This is a genomic window from Thalassospira xianhensis MCCC 1A02616 (assembly GCF_003326475.1).
In the GTDB taxonomy this organism is placed as follows: Bacteria; Pseudomonadota; Alphaproteobacteria; order Rhodospirillales; family Thalassospiraceae; genus Thalassospira; species Thalassospira xianhensis.
Window position 1 is genome coordinate 1 of sequence record NZ_JPWA01000009.1, and the last position, 21,223, is coordinate 21,223.

Here is a 21,223-nt window from a genome sequence, read left to right on the forward strand (position 1 = left end):
TCGGGGCAGCGGGGGCCGTCCGGGGCGTGGTCCGTCTGGTCGGTGGCGTTTGGCGATGCCGGGGGCAGAGGGGTTGGTTGGCTGGCGGGATTGGTTTGGCGATTGACCAAAACCGTCATTCCGGGCGAAGCGCAGCGCAGACCCGGAATCCATGCCCCGTTGAAAGAGACTGGATTCCCGCCGTCGCGGGAATGACGATCTGGTTGGGAGGGCTTTGTCAGCGGCCCGTGGTTGGCTGACGGGGTTGGCTTTGGCGATTGATCAAAATCGTCATTCCGGGCGGAGCAGAGCGCAGACCCGGAATCCATGCCCTGTTGCAGGAGACGGGATTGCCGCCCCGCTTTCACGGGGGCAGGCTTTGCGGGAATGACAATCAGATCGGGTATGCTTTGTCAGCAGTCTGAGGCAGCATTCAATGCTGCCTTTGTTGTTTCGGACCTGGGCACCATCACCCTATTTGGTCTGCGCAATCTTTTTCGCGGCAAGACGCGTTGCCAGTTCATAGCCATAGGCACCGGCACCTGCCATCACGGCATTGGCGACCGGGCTGATCCAGCTGTGGTGGCGGAATTCTTCACGAGCGTGCGGATTGGAAATATGCAGTTCGATGATATATCCGTCGAAGGTTTTAAGCGCGTCATGAATGGCCGCCGAGGTATGGGTATAGGCCCCGGCATTGATGATGATCGCAGCCGATCGTTGCCGTGCATCATGGATGAAATCGACAATGCTGCCTTCGTGGTTTGACTGTTCAAACCGGACAGAAACCCCCAGCGTTTCGGCAAGCGATGCGCATTTATCCGCGATACTTGCCAAAGTATCATAACCGTATATTTCCGGCTGACGCTGCCCCAAAAGGTTCAGGTTGGGGCCGTTAATGACAAGAATTTCCGAAACGCTCATGGTTTCCTTATCCCCTGAAATAGTTCGTTATTTCGACGTCTGACTGCGCCGGTTCATACGGGTTTGCGATGCCAGCCGGATTGGCGCATTGGCCGCACCAAACCCGCGATAATCGCGACGTTCAACCAGTTCAAAGAAGAACCGGTTGGCGAAGGTCTTGGTATAGACCTGAAAATACTCGCCGTCATCATCACGATCGTAAAGGATGTTGGCAGCTTTCAGTCGATCCAGAAGATCGGGATCAAGCCCGAAGCGCGCCTCGATGTCATCATAGTAATTTTCCGGGATTGGCAGAACTTCAACGCCATTTTTCCGGCAAAAATCCACACTGGCAAAAATATCGCCACTTGAAAGTGCGATATGCTGGACGCCGCTTCCAAAGAACTCGCTTAGGAATTGTGAATGCTGGGTATGGGGGCTTTGCGATCCGTTCAGGATCAGCCGCACACCGCCATCCTCACCCTGAACCACCTGACTTTGTACCAGACCACCGGGATCGGGCACATCGACCGTTGGCATTTTGCCAAGGTCAAAGATCGAGGTGAAATACAGCACCCAGGTCAGCATTTCCTCGTACTGCATCGAATAGGACACATGATCGACCGATTTCAGGTTGGCGTCATGTGCCGGCTTTCCTGCCGGTTTCGATGCTTCGAATTCGACATCCCAGATGCGCGCCAGTTCGCTTTGATCATCAAGGAAATAGACCAGACTGCCACCAACACCGCGAATGGCGGGCATTTCGATCTCGCCTGCCCCCACCGGCTGCGTAAAGGGCGACGCCAGCAACGATTGCGCACGCTTAAGCGATGCACCGGCATCATCGACCTTGAGCCCCACCGCACAAACCGACGGGCCATGCACGATGTTATAAGAATGCGCAAATCCATCCTTGTCGCAATTGATGACAAGATTGATGTTACCCTGCTTCCACCATGTGACGGCCTTGGATTTATGGCTGCCGCGTTTTTCAAAGCCAAGCCCGGCAAACAGGGCAGCAAGTTTTTCGGCGTTTTCTTCTTCGACCGCGAATTCAACAAACTCGACATTGCGGGCATGCGCCTTTGGCGGCAGGGCAACCGCCTTTTCCCCGACTTTTACACCTTCGACCCCATCCCCCAGATAAATCAGGGAACGCAAGCCATCCTTGGCAACGTTTTTGGTCGAGCTTGAGCGGAACTGGTCATTGAAGATTTCAAGTGACAGTGGCCCGTCATACCCGGTTCGGGCCAGATTGCGCATGAATTCATCAAGGGGAAAGTCCCCCTGCCCCGGAAAGCACCTGAAATGGCGGCTCCATGACAACGGGTCCATTTCAAGGATCGGGGCATCGGCGACCTGCACAAGAAAGATCCTGTCGCCGGGGATCGATGCAATCGCATCAAGCGGCACCTTGCGCGCCATGATGTGGAAGGTATCGAGCACCAACCCGACATTGGGATGATTGGCGCGCCGCACCACCTCCCAGCTATCGCGATAATCGCTGATATGTTTGCCCCAGGACAGGGCTTCGAACGCGATGCGAAGCCCACGCTTGGCCGCGCGGTCGCCAAGTTCGGCCAGATCCTTTGCCGCACGATCAAGCCCGCCAAGTGATTGCGGCGATACGTTCGAACAGACCATCAAAAGATCGGTACCCAGTTCTTCCATCAGATCGAACTTGCGCTCCGCACGTTCAAAGGCCCGGGTGCGTTGGGGCTCCGGCATGCCTTCAAAATCGCGGAATGGCTGAAAGGTTACCAGCTTCAGACCAAGGTCACGGATAGTCTTTCCAACATCCTCGGGGGAGCCATCAAAGGTCAGCAGATCATTTTCAAAAATCTCGACACCATCAAAGCCGGCGGCGGCGATGGCATCGAGTTTTTCCTGAAGATCGCCCGATAGCGATACGGTCGCGATGGAAGTCAGCATTTTATCCCTCCGGGATGGTCGTGGGCATCATGGCGCACAGGTTCGGAAGGACATCCGGGCAAACCAGCCGCCCGGCATGATCATATGATCAGTCCTGCGAACGGCGCCGATAGGTTTCAATGTGGTCGGTCAGTTTTGCCAGCGCGGCATTCTTGTCTCGCGCCAACGCCAGATCACAGATGCTGCGATGTTCATCAATGATGTCTTCGGCGCGGAAACCATGCGTTTTCAGTTCGATCACCACATAGCGGCGGAACTGGTCAAAGATTTCGCGATGCATGCGCATATGCAGATCTGATCCGCAGGCCGAAATCAGTGCCTGATGAAATTCGCGATCATACTGGCTCCAGCGGACGGTCAGTTCGCGACTGTCTTCGGTCAGCATTCGTTTTTCGATGGCGGAAAGCTTGTGATGGGCGGCAGCAACACGGCCCTCCCACTCGACATCCCCGGTATCGATTGATTTCCCAAGCCCGTCTGTTTCAAGCAGCAACCGCATCGCGGTCAGTTCCTTGAAATTCGAGGGCGATGTTTCGACAACCCGAAAACCTTTCTGGCCTTCGACAAAAACAAATCCCGATGCGACAAGACGATTCAGCACTTCGCGGAGCGTGTTGACGCCGGCATTATAACGGTCACGCAGCGCATCAAGTTTCAGCTTCACACCCGGCTGGAGTTCGCCATACAGAATGTCATCGCGAATTTCGTTATAAACTGTCTCGGCAACTGTGCTGCTCATGGACTTTCCCCTTACCCCGTCAATGCCTCGGGATAGGCATTGAAATATTCGACCCGGGCCGCATCCCCGTCGATCTGCGTGCCACTGAAAACCTCGAATGCTTCAATACCCTGAAAAAAGAACAGTTCAAAGCCGGTCATGACAGAAAGCCCCGCCTTTTGCGCGGAATGAAGGAACGCGGTTTCAACCGGTGTATAAACCGCGTCAAACGCCCATTTCTGGCCCCCCAGCAAGGCAGCATCAATCGGACTGCCCGGATACTGGTTCATTCCGACCGGCGTACAATTGATCAAGCCGTCCGCATTGCGGATCGCATCGGAAAGATCGGCCTCCGCGATAAAGGCAACGTTGGCCCCACCTGCCTTCAGGGTCGCAACCAGCTCATGACCGCGGTCGGCATCCTTGTCATGAATAAGGATGCGGTCCGCGCCAAGCCCGTGCAATCCGAAGGCAACCGCAAGGCCAACGCCACCAGCCCCCATCTGCAATACTGTCCCCGGCGCCTGATCACCAAACTGCCCGCGATAGCCGCGCATGAAACCGACATAATCGGTATTATCCCCGCGCCAGCCATCTTCGCGGAAGACCACCGTATTCACAGCCCCCAGGGCTTCGGGCAGGCGTTTGCGGCGCTGGATCAGCTTGCGGGCCGCGGTTTTGTAGGGATGGGTAACATTCACCCCGGCATAACCGTCTTTGGCGCAGGCTGTCAGCTGCCCGATCAGATCAAAATCGGCGATCTTTTCACTGTCGAGATAGTCATAGGTCACATCAATTCCGCACATCCGGCCAAGCAAGACATGCAGTCTTGCCGACTGGCTGCGTGATATGCCTTTACCGATAAGACCGAGTTTCAACATGGGGCGAAATCCTAAAATCCGAACAGGTTGGGCATGAAAGTGACGAGCTGCGGTACAAAGGTAATCAGGATCAGAACCAGCAGTTCGACCAAGAACAGCGGCATGATCGATTTGATCATCCGGGCCATACCAACATTGGCGATGGCATCGGCAACGAACAGGCAAAGCCCCATTGGTGGTGTGATCAGCCCGATCATCAGGTTGAAGATCACGACGATGCCGAAATGGGTCGGATCAATACCAAGGCTGATTGCGATGGGATGCAGGATCGGTACCAAAACCAGCATTGCGGCAATGCCTTCAAGCACCAGCCCGACAGCAAGCAGCATGATATTGATCAGGATTAGGAACATCGCCGGGCTGTCGACATAGCCGAGAACAAAAGAACTGACAGCCTGCGGAATTCCCGCAAAAGTCATGAACCAGTTTGCTGCCGCAACCGATCCCATAATGATCAGGATGCTTGATGAATCGCGCATCGAATTGGCGAAAATTCCTGGCAATTCTGATGGTTTGAGTTCACGGAAAACAAACAGCCCGACAACCAGCGCATAAAATACGGCAAAGCTTGCGGCCTCGGTCGGGGTAACAATGCCTGCCAGGATCGAACCAATCACAAAAACCGGCATGAAAAGCGGGATCAGACCATCCCAAAGTGCGCGCAGCTTTTCGCGCACATTCATCCTGTCACGCGGCGTGGCATAATTGGCTGCAAAGATACGGACATAAACCGACAACGAAATCGCAAGAAGGATTCCTGGAATAATCCCTGCCAAAAATAGTGCCGGAACCGAAACATTGGTGGTAATCAGCGCGTAGATGATCACCGGAATACTCGGCGGAATGATTGGACCGATCACAGATGATGCTGCCGTCAGAGCCGCCGCGAAATCACGCGGGTAACCTTCTTTTTCCATCGACGGAATAAAGATGCGCCCGATTGCCGATGTATCAGCCACCGCCGACCCGGAAAGACCAGCGAAAATTACCGAAGACCAGATATTGACCTGTGCCAGCCCAGCCTTGGCATGACCGACAAGCGCATTGGCAAGATTGATGACACGCGATGTAATGCCGCTGGCATTCATCAACTCCCCGGCCAGAACAAAAAGCGGAATGGCAAGAATGGTAAAACTGTCAAGGCCGGCAAAGATACGCTGGGGCAGAAGATCGATGCTGAACGTCGCGCCACCAATGTAAATCGCGATCGCCAGCGCAATCGCAAAGGCCACGGGCGCACCAATAGCAAGCAGAACAAAAAGACCAAGACCGGTGATCATGATGCCTCACCCCCTGAAGATTGGCGGGTAAAGAAAGCGATCAGACGAAACAGTGCCGCGATCACCAGACACGCGCCACCAACCGTCATGGCGATTTGCGCCCAATACATCGGAATGCCAAGGCCCGAAGCCATGATCCCGCCGCGTTTGGCGGCAAATATCAGACCGGCGTGGATCAGGATGCCGCCCAGAACAAGCGTAGCGGCATCAACAGCAACGGCGAGTTTGCGCCGGACCGGTGCCGGAACTGCATCGATGAATATGCTGAAGGTAATCTGTGTACCTTGGAGATAGGCAAAGGCCATTCCGAACATACAACCATAGATCATCGCGTATTTCGCGACTTCCTCGCTCCATTGCAGGGGAGACGAAAACAGATAGCGGCTGACACTGCCAGCAAAGACGACACCGAAGACAACAAGGATGCTAAATCCCGAAAGCCCGGCAAGCAGGCGGCTGAAAGCATTCTCTGCGCGTTGCATGGTTTCCCCTGAATGAGCACGGAAGATCGATACCGTAACCGGCCGAATTGCAAGAACTGGCACGATAACAATGAAACAAAAAGGGCAGGCCAAGCTCCAAAGGAGGCATGGAACCCGGCCTGCCAATGCCGGTTACATAGAGGCTGCGGCCTCACCGACAGCAGATTGCAGTTTATCGATCCATTCGGAACCAATTTCACCCGAGAGCCAGTTGATCACAGCCGGTTGGGCGACATCACGGAAAGCCTTCAGCTGATCGGCCGTCGGAGTTGTGACTTCCATGCCCTCGGCGGCAAGTTTCGCAACACCCTCGGCAGAGTTAAACTGCTGGATCGCTCGGCCAACATTCGATGCGATGCCGGCAGCACGGCGCAGAAGTGCCTGGTCACCTTCCGACAAGCCCTTGTAGATATCTTCATTAATCAGGATGAAGTCGGTGCCATACACGTGACGATCAAGCGTCAGGTATTTCTGCATTTCGTAAAACTTGTTGGCGTAAATCACACTGATCGGATTTTCCTGCCCGTCAACTGTGCCAGTGGTCAGTGCGGTCGGGACTTCCGGCCATGGAATCGGGGTCGGCTCACCGCCAAGCGCTTTGACCATCTCGACAAACAACGGGACAGTCATAACGCGGATTTTAAGGCCTTCCATATCCTTTGGCTCGGCAATCGCACGTTTGGAGTTGGTGAAGTTACGGAAACCGGTTTCGCCATATGCCAACGTACGCAAGCCCGTTTTTTCAAGGCAATGCTCGGCAAGCTGGTTTCCGAAATCGCCATCCAGAACCTTCCATGCGACATTCGCGCTCGGGAACATGTAGGGGATGTCAAGAACAGCAGCCTCGGGGCAAACTTTGGAGAACGGCCCGGACACCATCGACATGGCCAGCGTACCGTCCTGTGTATTTTGAAGCAGATCAGTTTCCCCGCCGAGCGACCCGGCCGGGAATAACTGAACTTCGATGCGACCGCCTGACTCAGCTTCGACAATATTTTTGAAGACCTGCGTGGCCGCACCTTTTTTCGAAGTGGTCCATTCCGCCGGATCGACATGTGCAAAGTTCAATGTAATGTCCGCAGCCTGTGCCGGTGCGGCGAAAGAAGCAGCTGCGAGCGATACAGCACCCAGCAGTGCACTTTTGGAGACGAATTTCATTTTTTCCTCCCGAATGAAAACAATCCCGACAGCCCGACATTATTCATAATCTTCTGCATCGGACCCTTGCGGAATAGGGAGACTTTAAAAAATATAGGAGATTTTGTCAAACATTCTAGAATCAGTATAAATTAGAGTATGTTGACGCCAGAACTCCTGAAACCGAAACTGCGCCAAGATCTGGACGTATAAACGCTTTTGTTCATTTCGATATCGGGACCACCAATCCGATCTTCCATGGCAAAAGCATGATCAATTCACCCTAATTCACAGCCATCCCCCTGCCTTCGCAATGGAATTTGCTGTAAAACACTTGCGATGCAGCCGGTATTTCATGCTACTTTGGCCCAGCAACGCATCGATTCGATGATCGAAACGACGCCCTTTTCAAAAGTGAATTCAGTGAACAGCGTTACCGGCACCGCAACACCCCAACTGGCCAAAATTGCCTCACGCATTCTTGCAGGCAGTTTCCTGTTCGAGGACCTTGATCCCGAACTGCTCGCCCAACTTTCAAATCAGGCAAGCGTTCGACGGATGGATGACGGGGAATTGCTGTTTGAAAAGGGCTCTCCGGCAGACGGACTGTATGCTGTCGAAGCTGGAAAAATCCGTATTTCAACCGTTTCAGATACCGGCAAGGAAATTGTTCTGAACGTACTGGCACCCGGCGCTGTATTTGGCGAAATCGCCCTTCTGGACGGCGAACCCCGCACAGCAACCGCGCGTGCCGTTGGTCCGACACGGCTTCTGTTCATTTCACGCGACGATTTTTTTGAAATCTTTGATCGCGAAGCACCATTGCGCCGCCATATCACGGCACTTCTGTGTCGACGGTTGCGCTGGGTCAGCGACCTTCTGGAAGACGCCAATTTCCTTGATCTGACCGGGCGACTGGTCAAGCGCCTTTTGTGGCTGGCTGAACGTCACGGCGGTCCCGACCCGGAAGGAATCCGTATCGCGCTCCCGCTTTCGCAACAGGAACTTGGCCTTATGCTGGGCGTAACACGCGAAGCGGTAAACAAAAAGCTGCGCGACCTTGAAAAACGCGATCTGATCACGCGCCGGGACGGTCGCCTGGTCATCCGTGACAGGGACGGCCTGAAAAACCTTCTTGCCGATGCAATCAAAAGCTGATCCTTCCCCCAGCTCCCTGTTTGACCGGTTGGTCGCCCGCGAAGAGCAGCGTGGCCTGATACTTGTTGCGTTTCTGCGCATCTGCATGCTCGCCTTTATCTTGCTGCTGTTTTCCAAACCGGATTCCCCGACGGGCGAACTTTATTCTCTTCTGGAGGTTCTGGGCTGGTTCATCCCCGGGGTCCTGATCCAACTTTTTGTAGCTTTTAAGGGCAGAAACTGGCGCTGGCTTCTTTATGTTCTGGCCATCGTTGATGCAGTCCTGATCGTTTATGTATCGGTGGTTCCCGATCCTTTGAGCCCGCTAACCGATCATCCCGCATGGATGTACAGCTTTGTCGTTCGTGATCGTGGCGTGGTGTTTTCCATGATCATGATGGCCTTGGTGATCATGACCTTTTCGCCGCGCCTGATCATCTGGTTCGGCTTCTGGCTGTTCATCGCCTGGAGCACCAGCATCGTTTGGTTGATGACGCGCCCGGGCGTCATCATCTCGCAGCATTTCGGGGATGACTGGGCACCAACCCAGGATGAAATCATTACCACCTATAACCTGCCTGAATTCATCGATATTTCTGCTTTGGCAGAGCAGGTTGTGATTGTTGTTGTCTTTACACTGGCATGTGCGGTGATGGTTTCGCGGTTACGCGTTCTGATCAATCAGTTTGCCGCCGCCGAACGTGCACATGGCAATCTGGCCCGCTATTTCCCTGCGGCCCTTGCTGATCAACTGGCAGATCGTGACGAGCCGATCCGGATCGGCGCAAGGCGCGAATGCGTTATCCTGTTTGCCGACATTATCGGTTTTTCCGGTTATGCGGAAAAACGCGATCCGCAGGATGTCATGCGATTGCTAAACCAGTTTCACCAGATCATGACGACGCAAATCGGGGCCTATGGCGGCATTGTTGAAAAATATATCGGCGATGCGGTCATGGCGAGTTTTGGCGCATTTGACGATATGGATTGCCCGGCTGCAAATGCATTATCCGCAGCCCAATCAATGGTTTGCCATGTACGAGACTGGCAAAACAGTGATCTGGCGGACAGCACCACACCACTTCAGATCGGTATCGGCCTTAACTTCGGCCCGGCCGTTGTGGGCGATATAGGCGAAGGAGAAGCCGTCACCCCAGCAGTCATCGGTGCCAGCGTCAATCTGGCGGCCCGTCTTGAACGCGCAACCAGAACGCTTGATACCGATATCATCATCAGTGACAGTTTTGCGCGAAAACTCCGGTCCGAAACATCTTCAGCAGGATCTGCTCTACTGCGAAGCTTCGCAAAACAGGATGCCATCCGCGTCAAAGGTTTCAGTCAACCGGTCACGGTTCATTTTCAACCCCGATCAGCCGCTTGAAGAATTCGACCATTGGGATGTGCCAATCCCTTGAATTCTGGTGAAACCGGTCCAAAATGCCATTTACTCGTAAAAGCATCAGAATAAGGGAGGACGGTATGGCGGATTCCGCAACACCGCAGTCACCAGAAGCGGGCAGCGTGCCGACTTCTGTTACAATCCGCACATTGTTCGGGGACAAGGAATTCTTGTGGGACAAGGCCATCTATTTCCCGACAGGGATCAAGGGCTTTCCTGATCACAACGTCTTTGCCCTTGCCAATTTCCCGGGAGAGGGCAATGGCACCTTTATCCTGATGCAAAGCCTGACTGAGCCGGAGCTGGCTTTTATCGTTGCGCCCTATAATATGGAAAGCAACAGCATTAAGCCTGAACATCTTGCACAGGCTTTCACCATTCATGGCATCAAGAAGGACGAAGGTGCCGTTTTGCTTATCGTCACCCTGCACAAGCCGGAAGACGGCGGCGACACCAGCATGTCCGTTAACTTGCGGGCACCAATCATCATCGATACATCCCGACAGGCCGCCTATCAGTATCTGCTGCCCGATGCATCCTATTCCTATCACCAGACACTGGGCGGATAACTTTTCACCAGCCAATCGGGGAAGGACCTTTTGCGGTAATGGTCCTTCCGAAACCTTCATACGTCCTTGATCCTGCCACTTTTTCGCGTAAAGCTCGTCCAAGAACAATACGCAACAAGCGACACAAGGGATTCGAGATGTCATCAGAAATGCGCAACCGTTTTGCCATGGCCACGCTTCTTAGCGCGGCCCTTTTTGTTGGCCCGGTCATAGAACCGGCATCCGCACAGTCCGGCGACGAAAAAACCGAAGAAACCATCACGCTTTCTGGTGAAAACCGCAGCAAGATGCAGTTGACCGTGTATCCGGGCAACCTTGGCATGATCGCCGAACAGCGAAACGGCTCCATTCCCAAAGGTGTCAAAACGCTTCGGATCGAAGATTTGCCGCAAACCATCATGGACGACACGTTCCTGATGGGCGCGCAGAAAGACGCAAACCTTGTCTGGCATTCGCTGCGCAACACGGCCAACGGTCCGGCAACCATGTATCGTCTGCTGCAGGATCAGGTCGGTAAAACCATTACCATCCGGCGCAAGGATGACGAACTGGTCGAAGGTACGTTGCTATCGATTGACGGTGGCGCACTGGTTCGCACCCTTGATGGTATCGAACAGGTCCCTGTTGAGCAGATCATCATTTCCGACCTGCCCGGTAACTTCGCCACCAGTCCGGCAATAGAAGCCACCATCGGCTCGGATGCCGCACTTGATCACATCTCACTCGCCTACCTTCTGGGTGGCGTTTCATGGCAAACAGCCTATGTCGGACAATATGACAGTGCCCAGAATGTCCTTAACCTGTCGGCAATGGCACGTGTCACCAACCAGACCGGCACCGCGATCAACGATGCCCAACTGCGTCTGGTTGCCGGGGATCCCAACCGGGTAACGCACACACCAATGGCGAAGGCGGCACGTGGTGAAATGATGATGTCTGCCATGGCCGATAGCGCACCGGGCGGCAGTGCACCGGATCGTGAAACCATGGAAAACCTGCATGTTTACGGCCCGTTTGATGGGCTTTCGATGCGCAATGGCGATGTCGTTATGATGCCGCTGATCGCATCCCAGGCCCTGCCCGCAACCCGCAAGGTGATTTTTAATGGCAGCGCCAATCTTTACTATGCCGGTCAAAGCGACGTGTCTGAATTTGCCCGCCCGGACCTTGAAATCGAAATCGAGAATGATGGCGGGCCGGACGAAAAAAGCCCGTGGCCCGCTGGTACGGTACGTGTGTTTGGCCAATCTGAAAGTGGCGTGACCGGTTTCCTTGGTGAAGACAATCTGTCTTTGACCCCGGTCGGACGCAAGGCGACCATTCGCCTTGGTCAGGCCAGCAACATTTCAGGCATCCGTAAAGTCACGGCGTTTGATCGCAAGGCACGACCGAACTTGCCCGATGAAATCACGGCAAACATGGAATGGTCGATCACCAATGGGGGCGAACGTACTGAAACCGTCACGATCCGCGAAAATGTTCCGGCCGACTGGATTGTGACCGGCGAAGATCACAAACATGCCAAACCGCAGCCGGACCTGATCGTCTGGACCATAGAGGTTCCTGCCGGTAAGGAAGTCAATCTGAGCTGGTCGGTGAAAAGCACCCGCTAAGTGCCAGGTAAGCCGAAGCATTATCCGGTCTGATTGCTGTCATAAAACGCTTTAGCCAGCGGCAGCAACAGAACCGGATCGGGATTTTCGTCGGTTCTGCTGCACAGCTCGGTATAAAGACAGATCAGTTTCGCCAGCAGGATGAATGCCTGCTGGTTTTTCTTTCCGGCGAATATCGCAAGATTGCCAAGCGCCTCGGCGCAGGTTTCCCGTGCGATCCCGAACCGCCCGGCACCCCGCAATGCCAGAACAAGTGCGCCCTGCGAATAACCAAGATCAAGGCGGGCGGATTCGCTTTGGCCCGATGGCATATTCGCCAACCGGTCACGGCGCAGTTCAACAGCCTGTCGGGCGGCATCAACCGCATCCGCCCATTGCTGTCCATCAATTTCAAGCGCCGCCCGATTATTCAGGCTATGGGCCAGCCCGGCACGCGCGGCATCCGGTGCCGTTTGCAGATGAGCGGCAAACAGATGATCTGCCTCGTCAAATAGGGAAAGGGCCATCATCCGTTCGGATTTGTCGAGTGCGGTTGCCATTTCAAGATAAAGACGCGCCAACGTTAACGAGCCGGGCTCCGTCGTCTGCAGGAATGACAGACGCGGCAAATATCCGGCAAGTTTGTCCGACATGTCTGTTTCCTGCTTTTGCCTGAATTCAGGGATCAAAGTGCGCCGGTTAACAGACGGACACGTACCCGTCTTGTGAAGCAGGGTCAAACGGGGATAAGCTGCAAACCGGCCAAGTGGCCATGCCCCTGCTCCGAACTTTCGCCCCCTTATCTGGTCCATTTTGTTTGAAACGACTGCCACCCATGACCATGTCGACTGAAACCCTGCGCGCTCTTTACGGAACCTGGCGCATTGCACGTGGCGATGCCAAAGGCCTTGCCTTCTTTGACTATTCCATCGAGGCGTTCTGGCGCTCTTTCCTTGCCGCCTTTATCGTTTTTCCGGCCTTTGCGCTTTTGCGCTGGCATGATCTCGACACGGTTCCCGATGAATTCCCGGTCGGGCGTTACATGCTGGTGGAAACCATTGCCTATGTCATGAAATGGTTCGCCTTTCCGCTGCTGATGCTGCATGTCGCACCGATGATCGACCGGTCGAACCGTTACATCGCATTCATCACCGTTTATAACTGGTCAAGCGTGTTGCAAATGGGGGTCTATTTGCTGGCGCTGTTTCTGGGCGCAATCTTTCCTATGCTCGGTGCGGGCGGCTTTGTGCTTGTCGCGGTTATCGCAATGCTGATTTACGGGGTTTATATCGCAAAGCTGACCCTTGTAGTTCCAACGATGACGGCAAGCGCGATTGTGGCGGCAGACTTCCTGCTGTCATTGACCATCACGACAATCGGCATTCGGCTCGCACTTGGCCAGCTATTCTGACACAATCGGCAAATAAGCCAGCAAATTCAGGGAGAAAGATCAGAATGAAACCGGTACTTGCCATCACAAGACGCCTGCCGGATGCCGTCGAAAAACGCGCACGCGAAAGTTATGATCTGCGCATGCAGGACGGCGATGACCCGTTGTCACGCGACCAGATCCTTGATCTGTGCAAGGACGCGAACGCCGCACTGGTTTCGGTCGGCGATCCGATTGATGCAGCCTTCTTTGCAGCCCTGCCCCAAAAGGTTGGCATCGTTGCCACCTTTTCCGTTGGCACCGACCATATTGATCTGGCCGCGGCCAAGGCCAACGGTTTCGTCATCGGCAATACGCCCGGGGTTCTGACCGATGCAACGGCTGATATTGCGTGGCTTCTTATTCTGGGTGCTGCCCGCCGCGCCAGCGAAGGCGAGGCCGAGGTCCGCAATGCGACCTGGTCAAGCTGGCGTCCTACCCATCTGATGGGCACACAGGTTACCGGCAAGAAACTGGGCATTATCGGCATGGGCCGGATTGGACAGGCTGTCGCCAAACGTGCGCGTGGTTTTGATATGGAAGTCCATTATTTCAACCGTCGCCGCCTGCCCGAAGATCAGGAGTTTGGCGCGACCTATCATGCATCCATCGATGACCTTCTGCCCCATTGCGATTTCCTGTCGCTGCATTGCCCGTCAACACCGGAAACACGCGGTATGGTCAATCGCAATTTTATCGCCAAGCTGCCAGATGGAGCGATCATTGTGAATACGGCACGCGGTGATATCGTCAATGACAAGGATCTGATCGCGGCACTCAAATCCCGAAAGCTGACCGCAGCGGGATTGGATGTCTTTGCCGGGGAGCCGAATATCGAACCGGCCTATCGCGGTCTGCCCAATACGTTCCTGTTGCCCCATCTGGGGTCGGCAACGGTGGAAACCCGCAATGCCATGGGGTTCAGAGCCCTTGATAACATCGATGCTTTCATTCAGGGCAAGGAAGTGCCGTTCAGGGTTTGATGATTGTTGGTATATCCAGAATGCGAAAGGCGCCCGGTGGGGCGCCTTTTTTCATTCCAGATCGCTTTCCTCACCCGCGGGCAGGATACAGGAAATTTCATGACCATCCCGGCTGACCTTGACCCGACCACCGTGGATTTCGACCACTGCGCGCACCATTGCCATGCCAAGCGCACGCCGCGCAGATGGCGATTCGCCCTCGCGCAGTCCTTCGAACAGCATCGGTTGCGGCGCTTCGTCCGACAGTGAAATGCTGATATCGATATCCTCGCCCCGACGACGAGCAACCACGGAAACCTCACTGCCTTCGGGGGCGGTACGCAGGACGTTGGTCACCAGAATGAACAACGCCTGTTTAAGGCGGCGTTCATCAGCAATCATCCAGCCGATATTGCGCGAACAGTAAAGGCGTAGCGAAACGTTAAGTTCCGCCAGGCGCGCCCGTGTCAGCGCTTCAAGGGAGCGTAACAAACGCCTTGGATCGACCGTATCAAGTTCAAGCGCGACCTGCCCGGATCCTAGGGTTGCCAAGTCCCGCATGTCATCGACAAGTGCCAGCATGCTTTGGGCTTCGGCCCGGATGGTTTCAACCGACTGCGCGACATTGCCCTGTAAATGCGGAATAAGGCGATCTGCCTCGCCATTGATATGATCAAGCGGCCGGGTTAGTTCGCGCGATACGGTCGAAATGAAGTCGGACTTCATCTGATCGGCGGTCCGCAAGGCTTCGTTGCGTTCACGCAGCGCCCGTTCGACCCGGATCGTGTCGGTCACATCGATATAGGACATCATCACCGCCCCGTCAGGCAGCGGTACGATGGCAAAATCGATGATACTGTTATCTGCACGTTCAATACGGCCGCTCATGGGTTCATGATTGGTGATACGCGCAACCATTCGGCTTTTGAATTTGTCCCAGTCTTCGCGATCATGCCAGTATTCGCGGGCTTCCTCGACCACTTCGCTGATATGGGGCGCACCCGAAAGGAAGCTGTCTTCAAGCCCCCAGACATCAGCAAAGCCATGGTTATAAAGCCGCAGCCTTCCATCGCCGCTGATCACGCCAACCGCTTCATGCAGGTTTTCAAGCGTCTCGCGCTGTACTGCTATCAACGTGTTGTAACTGCTTTCGAGGACCAGCTTGTCGGTCACATCCTCGTAGGCGAACATCAGCCCGCCAAACGGGTGAGGCGAAATAAAGCGCCGCAACGTCATGCCGTTTGGCAGATGCATCAAATCTTCTTCTGGCTTGAGAAGATCGGTAAAGCGCTGGTTTTCGATATTGCGGAACTGCGTAAAGTCGGTGACTTCAGGCAATTTTCGTTCATCGCGCATCCGACGTAGAACATCGTCAAGCGACGGCTCTGCCCACAGCCAGTCCTCGTCCATATCCCAAAGCTTGGTGAAAGCGGTGTTAAAGAATATAAGCCGCTTGTCGCCGCCGTAAATCGCAATCGCGGTTCCAAGGTTTTCCAGAACTTCGGCATGGGCGCGAATATGGCGCGACAGGTCTGATTGCAGTTCCTCGATTGCGGTGCAATCAATCGCAAAGCCAATCAGACCGTCAAGGTCTTCGGGCGTTTGTGACGGACATTCGGTAATCCGCAAAAGCTTGCGGTCGCCCTTAATCACAATGTGATAATCGCGTGTCATGGTTTCGCTGTTGCGCAATGCCGATGCTGCAAGCGATTTGCCGTGATCGGGGATCACGCCCGTGCCAAGCTCCGCCTGTTTGGCAAGCGCATCACTGACTGTCGGAAGCTCCACTGCCGCCGCATAGGCCGCATTGCAATCAATCAGGCGCAAATCGCCATCACGCCGCCACACCGGGAAAGGCAGACTGTCGATCAAAAGCCGTAGCCCGCTAACCTCGTGCTTAAGGGCTGTAAAATCACCAAACTGGCTTTCACGTTCGCGGGTATGGCGGGTTTCATCGCGGAACCACAACGCATGGGCCAGAACCGGCGAATTGCGGTCCTTGCGGGCCATTGCCCCGGTAACGTGGAACTTGCGTTCATCAACCGCAGTCACCCAAAGCTCAAACCGCTCATGGGTGGATTTCAGGTTTCGGACACGCTCCTTGAGTGCTCTCGCGTCATCATCACGCAACTGGTCAAGCACATCGGGAAAACGCCCATCCTTGCCAAGCTGGAACGCACGTTTAAGCGACGGGCTTGCCCCCTCGGCAAAACCGGCCTGGCTCCAGTAATAAACCGGGTCGGGCCCGGCAAAGAACAGATGGGTAAATTGTTCGGTTGAATCCGCAAGTTCGGACTCGTGATCTTCCGCCTCTTCAAGATGGCGGCGCATGCGCAACGATAAACGCCATCCGATTCCCCCCGCGATCGCCGCCCCGCCAATCGCGGCCAAGCCGACAACAAGCCAGTCCCGGTCACTCAGATCCGCGAGACCGCCAAATATCGATGTGCCAGCAGGTTGCGTCGCCGCATCGGGTAGGGCATCAGCAGCACTGCCAACACGGAACTTTTCCTGCGCATGCAGGTCGGCTGCGATGAAAAGCGACGTAAGGCCATAGCATCCCCACTGCCACAGTCTGGACAAACCAAACCTGTTTGATCCCCCCTTGCGGGAACCAATTGGTTCTTTCCCCTTTTGATGGTCGGATGCAGCCCGTGTCACGTGTTGTTAACCGTTTGTGTTTATGAGCTATTATTATGGTGAAAACGTCTGGCTTTTACCACTGTTTCACGACGTTTTCCCAATACCCGGTCGAACGCCCGTGATCGCAGGAAAATCCGCGATGACATATACCCCAAATCGGGCTATGTCTGCGCTATTGTCGAAACAACAGCTATAACGATCTCGTCATTTCAAAATGAGTCCCAAACCGCAGCTAGACCTTTTTGCGCCGCGCGTGGCAGCCAGACCGGCCGCGCCCCAAAAGGAGTCTGTCGCAGCCAAACCGACGGGACCGGAAATCCGCGATCTGTTTGACACCAACTTCAGTGCCGATGACATCGCCGAATGGGAACTGCTGTTTCGCGATGCCCCCCAATATAACTACCATTTTAAACGTTCTCAGATCGCATCGGCCTTTGATCGCCCGCTGCATAAAAAGCTGATCGCGTCACACGCGTTTGAACGGCTGCGCGAAATTTCGTTCCTTGGTGCCATTGATTACCTGTTTCATCCCAACGGACGCCCGGCCAATATCCGCCATTCCCGATATGACCACACCATCGGTGTTGCCCTGCTGTCACAGCAATATTGCCGCCTGATGGGTCTTTCGGAAGCTGATCGTGATCTTTTGGGGGCAGCGGCCCTGTTGCATGATATCGGCCATGGTCCGTTTTCCCATACGCTGGAACCGGAATTTGCCCGGCGATTCAACCTGAACCATCACCAGTTGACCGAAAAGATTATCACCGGCGAAGTTCAGCTTGATCTTTCGGTCAATCATTTACTGGTGAAACACGGTGTTGATCCGGACGAGGTCATTGCCCTTCTGTCAAAAAAATCGACCCACCCCCATGCCAGCCTGCTGTCGGGCCCGGTCAATATCGACACACTCGAAGGCATCAGTCGGACCAAGACCTATGTGCATCCGAACTATGTCCATTGCCATCCGCGCCTGTTGCTTGAGGCGGCGGTAAAGCTTGATGAAGATGCCCTGAAACGCCTTGATAAGTTCTGGCAGCTTAAAGAAGACATCTATCGCAATTTCATTTTCGGCCCGATGTGTTTTGCCACCGATCATCTTTGCCGCGAATTTGTTGTCAAAAATGCGCCGGATTTTGCCGCCAACGATTTTCTTCTGACCGAAAAAGCCTTCCTGCAGCGCCACCCGGCTTTCAAGAAGTTTCTGTTCAGCCTGAAAAACCGGATCGAGCTTGACGGTGTTGCCGAGGTTGTCGACCCTGAAATAAGTGCTGCTGCCGCAATTCTGGACCACAATGCGACCAAGGTCCCCAAACGCGAGTTTCACATCAACACAGATGCCGAAGTCAAAAGCTTTGCCGATCTCGGCAAACGCTATTACGAGGAAAAGAACTCGTTCCTGCGACGTGTCGGCAATCTGACCGATCCGGCACAACAGGCTGCTGCAGCAAGTCTGTTTGACTGATATGCTCGTCCATCGGACGTAAAATCGCCTTACGAATTTCGCTGCATCGGGCAATCCATTGCAAAGGGAGTAACCGATATGGCCCCCAAAACCGAAAAGAAGCGCAACCGAACCTTTGTCATCATCGGGCTTGGAACCGTTGGCAGCACGGTTGCGACCGATCTGGCACGAAGTGGCAATCACGTCCTGGGCATAGACATCAACGAAAAATCCGTCGCCGCCCTGTCGGATGTCCTGTCCGAAGCGATCATCGCCGATGGCCGCGATGAAGAAGCCCTCCGCGAGGCCGGGGTCGACAAATATGACGTCGCCCTGATTGCCATTGGCGAAGACCTTGAAGCCAATATCCTGTGCACGATGAATGTCAAAATGCTGGGGGTCAAAACCGTCTGGGTAAAAGCGATCAACAAAACCCATCATCGCATCCTGACCAAACTGGAACCCGACCGGGTCATTTTGCCCGAACAGGAAATCGGCCAGCACATCGCCCAGAAACTGCATAACCCCGCCGTACGCGATTACCTTAGCCTTGGTAACGGCATGCATGTCATCAATCTGGAAGTCCCGGAAAGCATGGCGGGGAAAACCATTAAGTCGCTTGATCTTGAAAAGTCCCACGAATTGCGATGCCTGGGCATTTTGCGCGGATCGGAATTTATCGGCTGTGATACCGGGACCGTCACGATGGAAGCCAGTGATAAAATCCTGATCCTTGGTCGCCGACAGAATTTGCGCGACTTCAGTGACGGCATCTGAGCCATGCCCTTTTATTTTCCGAACCGCACCGGAAAACTGATCCGAATACCACCGCCGCTTTTGCTCGCCATCCTGTATCTGGCCTTGATCCTGATCGGCGCGGTTGTTTTGGTACTCCCTATTGCGGTCACCCATCCGATCAGCTTTTCCGACGCCTTGTTTACGGCCACGTCCGCCGTCACCGTCACCGGACTTGCCGTGGTTGATACCGGGTCAAGCTTCACGCTGTTCGGGCAAGCTATGATCCTGATCCTGATCCAGCTTGGCGGTCTTGGTCTTATGACATTTGCAGCCCTTGTTTTATCCGCACTTGGCTTACCAATTGGGCTGCGTCATCACAGTTTCCTGCGCGAAGATTTGAACCAGACATCGCTGCATCAGCTCGTGGGTCTGGTCAAAACGATCCTTGCCGTTGTGCTTTTCTGTGAATTGATCGGCAGCATCCTGTTGCTGACCGTTTTTGTCCCCGATTTTGGCTGGGCACGCGGAACGTGGTTTGCGGTATTCCATTCGGTATCGGCCTTTAACAATGCGGGCTTTGCCCTTATGCCCGACAGCCTGAGCCGATGGGCCACAAACCCGGTGATCAACCTCACAATCCCGGCATTGCTTCTGATTGGCGGGATCGGGTTCAGCGTGATTTCCGATCTGTGGATTCATCGCGGCTGGCGTCATTTATCCCTGCACAGCAAATTGATGCTGACCGGCTCTGCCATTCTGATCGTCTGGTCTGTCACGATGTTTGCCATCCTTGAATGGTACAATCCCGACACGCTCGGGGCTTTTGCCAATCCGATCGACAAACTTCAAATCAGCTGGTTTCAAGGTCTGACAACCCGCACTGCCGGGTTCAACACGGTCGATATCGGATCCATTCACGACACCACCGCATTGATGTTCATCCTTCTGATGGTGATCGGGGCGGGCAGTACATCAACAGCCGGCGGGATCAAGGTCACCACCTTTATCGTACTGGTTCTGGCAACCATCGCCTTTTTCAAACGCCATAATCAGTTGCATGCCTTTGGGCGCAGCATCGGCCTTGAAGAAGTGATGAAGGTGCTGGCCCTGACGATGATTTCAATGTTCGTCGTCATGACCGGTATCTTCCTGATCACCGTTTCCCATGACGGTGATTTTCTTGATCTGGTGTTTGAAGTGACGTCGGCCTTTGGCACGGTCGGTCTTTCGCGCGGGACGACCGGCGAACTCGATACACTGGGCCGGATCGTGATCGAACTGATCATGTTCATCGGCCGTGTCGGCCCTCTGACACTGGGCTTCTTCCTTGCCCGTCGCGTTCCGCCGCGCATTTCTTATCCGTCAAGTCAGGTGTATCTGGGGTAATTCCCAAAACCGTCAGTATTGCGTTTTTTTGGCATCATCGCGGATCGGGCACCGTGTTTGTGTTCGTGCCGTTGCTGGCACTGATCCCATAAATCCGCAGGTGGTAACGGCATGTCACAACGGCGGGCAATACTTGACCTGACAACATCCGGCGGCCCTGCCAAACCGGGGCCGCCGGATTATCAATATCAGTCAACGACAAACAATGTGGCACCCGGCTCTGTTGATGAACGATGGGCTTCGGCATTATCAGCCACCTGATAACTCATGCCCGGTTTAAGGGTGAAAACCCGCCCGTCTTCCAGTTCGGTGACCAATTCACCTTCAAGACACAGCAGGATATGGCCCTTCTTGCACCAATGATCGGCAAGATAGCCCGGCGTGTAGGTCACCATGCGCACCCGGATCGGACCGAATTGCTGTGTCCTCCAGTATGCCATACCGGTATCGCCCGAATGTTCGGTTGGCGTGATCGACGACCAGTCGGTCGTCCCGAATGGCAGATCGGAAATGTCCATGGGAAATCTTTCAAGGAAGATGTGGGGCAAATGTCATCCGGGTTCGGACAACATTTATCTGACGCTATCGCGTTTCCAAGCTTTCCGTCAACAAATG

Annotated in this window: 20 protein-coding genes; 10 read left to right on the forward strand and 10 right to left on the reverse strand. The window is 54.5% G+C overall.

What is annotated here, in order from left to right; genetic code table 11:
* Positions 1 to 195 (forward strand): hypothetical protein (locus tag TH5_RS25785; RefSeq protein ID WP_208638427.1); only part of this gene is annotated, 195 nt, incomplete at its 5' end.
* 258 nt (positions 196 to 453) lie between these two features.
* On the opposite strand, the gene TH5_RS09150 is transcribed toward TH5_RS25785, so the two are convergent.
* From TH5_RS09150 to TH5_RS09180, 7 genes are all read right to left on the reverse strand, one after another.
* A complete protein-coding gene (locus TH5_RS09150; RefSeq protein WP_114121608.1) occupies positions 454 to 903 on the reverse strand; it encodes a type II 3-dehydroquinate dehydratase in 450 nt (149 codons plus the stop codon).
* Between the two features lie 27 nt (positions 904 to 930).
* On the reverse strand, positions 931 to 2,814 hold the full coding sequence (locus TH5_RS09155; RefSeq protein ID WP_114121609.1) for a bifunctional sugar phosphate isomerase/epimerase/4-hydroxyphenylpyruvate dioxygenase family protein: 1,884 nt from the start codon (positions 2,812 to 2,814) through the stop codon (positions 931 to 933).
* Between the two features lie 88 nt (positions 2,815 to 2,902).
* On the reverse strand, positions 2,903 to 3,553 hold the full coding sequence (locus TH5_RS09160; RefSeq protein WP_114121610.1) for a GntR family transcriptional regulator: 651 nt from the start codon (positions 3,551 to 3,553) through the stop codon (positions 2,903 to 2,905).
* 11 nt (positions 3,554 to 3,564) lie between these two features.
* Positions 3,565 to 4,413 carry a shikimate dehydrogenase family protein gene (locus tag TH5_RS09165; protein ID WP_114121611.1) on the reverse strand — a complete coding sequence of 283 codons (849 nt, stop codon included), beginning with the start codon at positions 4,411 to 4,413 and terminating at the stop codon, positions 3,565 to 3,567.
* An 11-nt stretch (positions 4,414 to 4,424) separates the two neighbouring features.
* Positions 4,425 to 5,693 (reverse strand): TRAP transporter large permease, encoded by a 1,269-nt coding sequence (locus TH5_RS09170; RefSeq protein ID WP_114121612.1) that lies wholly within the window; start codon positions 5,691 to 5,693, stop codon positions 4,425 to 4,427.
* Entirely contained in the window at positions 5,690 to 6,175 is a 486-nt protein-coding gene (locus TH5_RS09175; RefSeq protein ID WP_114121613.1) for a TRAP transporter small permease, read from the reverse strand. Before TH5_RS09175 ends, TH5_RS09170 begins: the two co-directional genes overlap by 4 nt.
* 132 nt (positions 6,176 to 6,307) lie before the next feature.
* Entirely contained in the window at positions 6,308 to 7,333 is a 1,026-nt protein-coding gene (locus tag TH5_RS09180; protein WP_114121614.1) for a DctP family TRAP transporter solute-binding subunit, read from the reverse strand.
* Between the two features lie 402 nt (positions 7,334 to 7,735).
* Between TH5_RS09180 and TH5_RS09185 the strand changes: the two genes are divergently transcribed.
* The 4 genes from TH5_RS09185 (at position 7,736) to TH5_RS09200 (ending at position 12,030) form a co-directional block, all read left to right on the forward strand.
* A complete protein-coding gene (locus TH5_RS09185) occupies positions 7,736 to 8,470 on the forward strand; it encodes a Crp/Fnr family transcriptional regulator (RefSeq protein ID WP_062950486.1) in 735 nt (244 codons plus the stop codon).
* A complete protein-coding gene (locus TH5_RS09190; RefSeq protein ID WP_114121616.1) occupies positions 8,454 to 9,830 on the forward strand; it encodes an adenylate/guanylate cyclase domain-containing protein in 1,377 nt (458 codons plus the stop codon). The genes TH5_RS09185 and TH5_RS09190 overlap by 17 nt, the downstream gene beginning before the upstream one ends.
* A gap of 98 nt (positions 9,831 to 9,928) precedes the next feature.
* Positions 9,929 to 10,417, forward strand: coding sequence for a flagellar assembly protein FliW (fliW, locus tag TH5_RS09195; RefSeq protein ID WP_167443510.1), 489 nt, complete (start codon positions 9,929 to 9,931; stop codon positions 10,415 to 10,417).
* Positions 10,418 to 10,554: 137 nt separating this feature from the next.
* Complete coding sequence (locus TH5_RS09200; protein ID WP_114121618.1) at positions 10,555 to 12,030, forward strand: DUF4139 domain-containing protein; 1,476 nt, start codon at positions 10,555 to 10,557, stop codon at positions 12,028 to 12,030.
* Positions 12,031 to 12,050: 20 nt separating this feature from the next.
* On the opposite strand, the gene TH5_RS09205 is transcribed toward TH5_RS09200, so the two are convergent.
* Complete coding sequence (locus TH5_RS09205) at positions 12,051 to 12,662, reverse strand: hypothetical protein (protein ID WP_114121619.1); 612 nt, start codon at positions 12,660 to 12,662, stop codon at positions 12,051 to 12,053.
* Between the two features lie 182 nt (positions 12,663 to 12,844).
* Between TH5_RS09205 and TH5_RS09210 the strand changes: the two genes are divergently transcribed.
* The gene (locus TH5_RS09210) at positions 12,845 to 13,420 is read left to right on the forward strand and encodes a hypothetical protein (protein ID WP_062949642.1); all 576 of its coding nucleotides are present in this window, start codon (positions 12,845 to 12,847) and stop codon (positions 13,418 to 13,420) included.
* A gap of 44 nt (positions 13,421 to 13,464) precedes the next feature.
* Positions 13,465 to 14,421, forward strand: a complete 957-nt coding sequence (locus TH5_RS09215; RefSeq protein ID WP_114121620.1) for a 2-hydroxyacid dehydrogenase — start codon at positions 13,465 to 13,467, stop codon at positions 14,419 to 14,421.
* A 51-nt stretch (positions 14,422 to 14,472) separates the two neighbouring features.
* Here the strand turns inward: TH5_RS09215 and TH5_RS09220 are convergent, their stop codons facing one another.
* Positions 14,473 to 16,983: a PAS domain-containing sensor histidine kinase gene (locus tag TH5_RS09220; RefSeq protein WP_114121621.1), complete on the reverse strand. Its 2,511-nt coding sequence runs from the start codon at positions 16,981 to 16,983 to the stop codon at positions 14,473 to 14,475.
* Between the two features lie 313 nt (positions 16,984 to 17,296).
* On the opposite strand from TH5_RS09220, the gene TH5_RS09225 reads away from it, so the two are divergent.
* The 3 genes from TH5_RS09225 to TH5_RS09235 all read left to right on the forward strand — a co-directional run bounded on the left by TH5_RS09225 (position 17,297) and on the right by TH5_RS09235 (position 20,608).
* A complete protein-coding gene (locus tag TH5_RS09225) occupies positions 17,297 to 18,505 on the forward strand; it encodes an HD domain-containing protein (protein ID WP_244204862.1) in 1,209 nt (402 codons plus the stop codon).
* A 78-nt stretch (positions 18,506 to 18,583) separates the two neighbouring features.
* Entirely contained in the window at positions 18,584 to 19,261 is a 678-nt protein-coding gene (locus TH5_RS09230) for a potassium channel family protein (RefSeq protein ID WP_114121623.1), read from the forward strand.
* Positions 19,262 to 19,264: 3 nt separating this feature from the next.
* Complete coding sequence (locus TH5_RS09235) at positions 19,265 to 20,608, forward strand: TrkH family potassium uptake protein (protein WP_208638428.1); 1,344 nt, start codon at positions 19,265 to 19,267, stop codon at positions 20,606 to 20,608.
* Positions 20,609 to 20,796: 188 nt separating this feature from the next.
* On the opposite strand, the gene TH5_RS09240 is transcribed toward TH5_RS09235, so the two are convergent.
* The gene (locus tag TH5_RS09240; protein WP_114121624.1) at positions 20,797 to 21,126 is read right to left on the reverse strand and encodes a DHCW motif cupin fold protein; all 330 of its coding nucleotides are present in this window, start codon (positions 21,124 to 21,126) and stop codon (positions 20,797 to 20,799) included.
* Positions 21,127 to 21,223 lie beyond the last annotated feature (97 nt).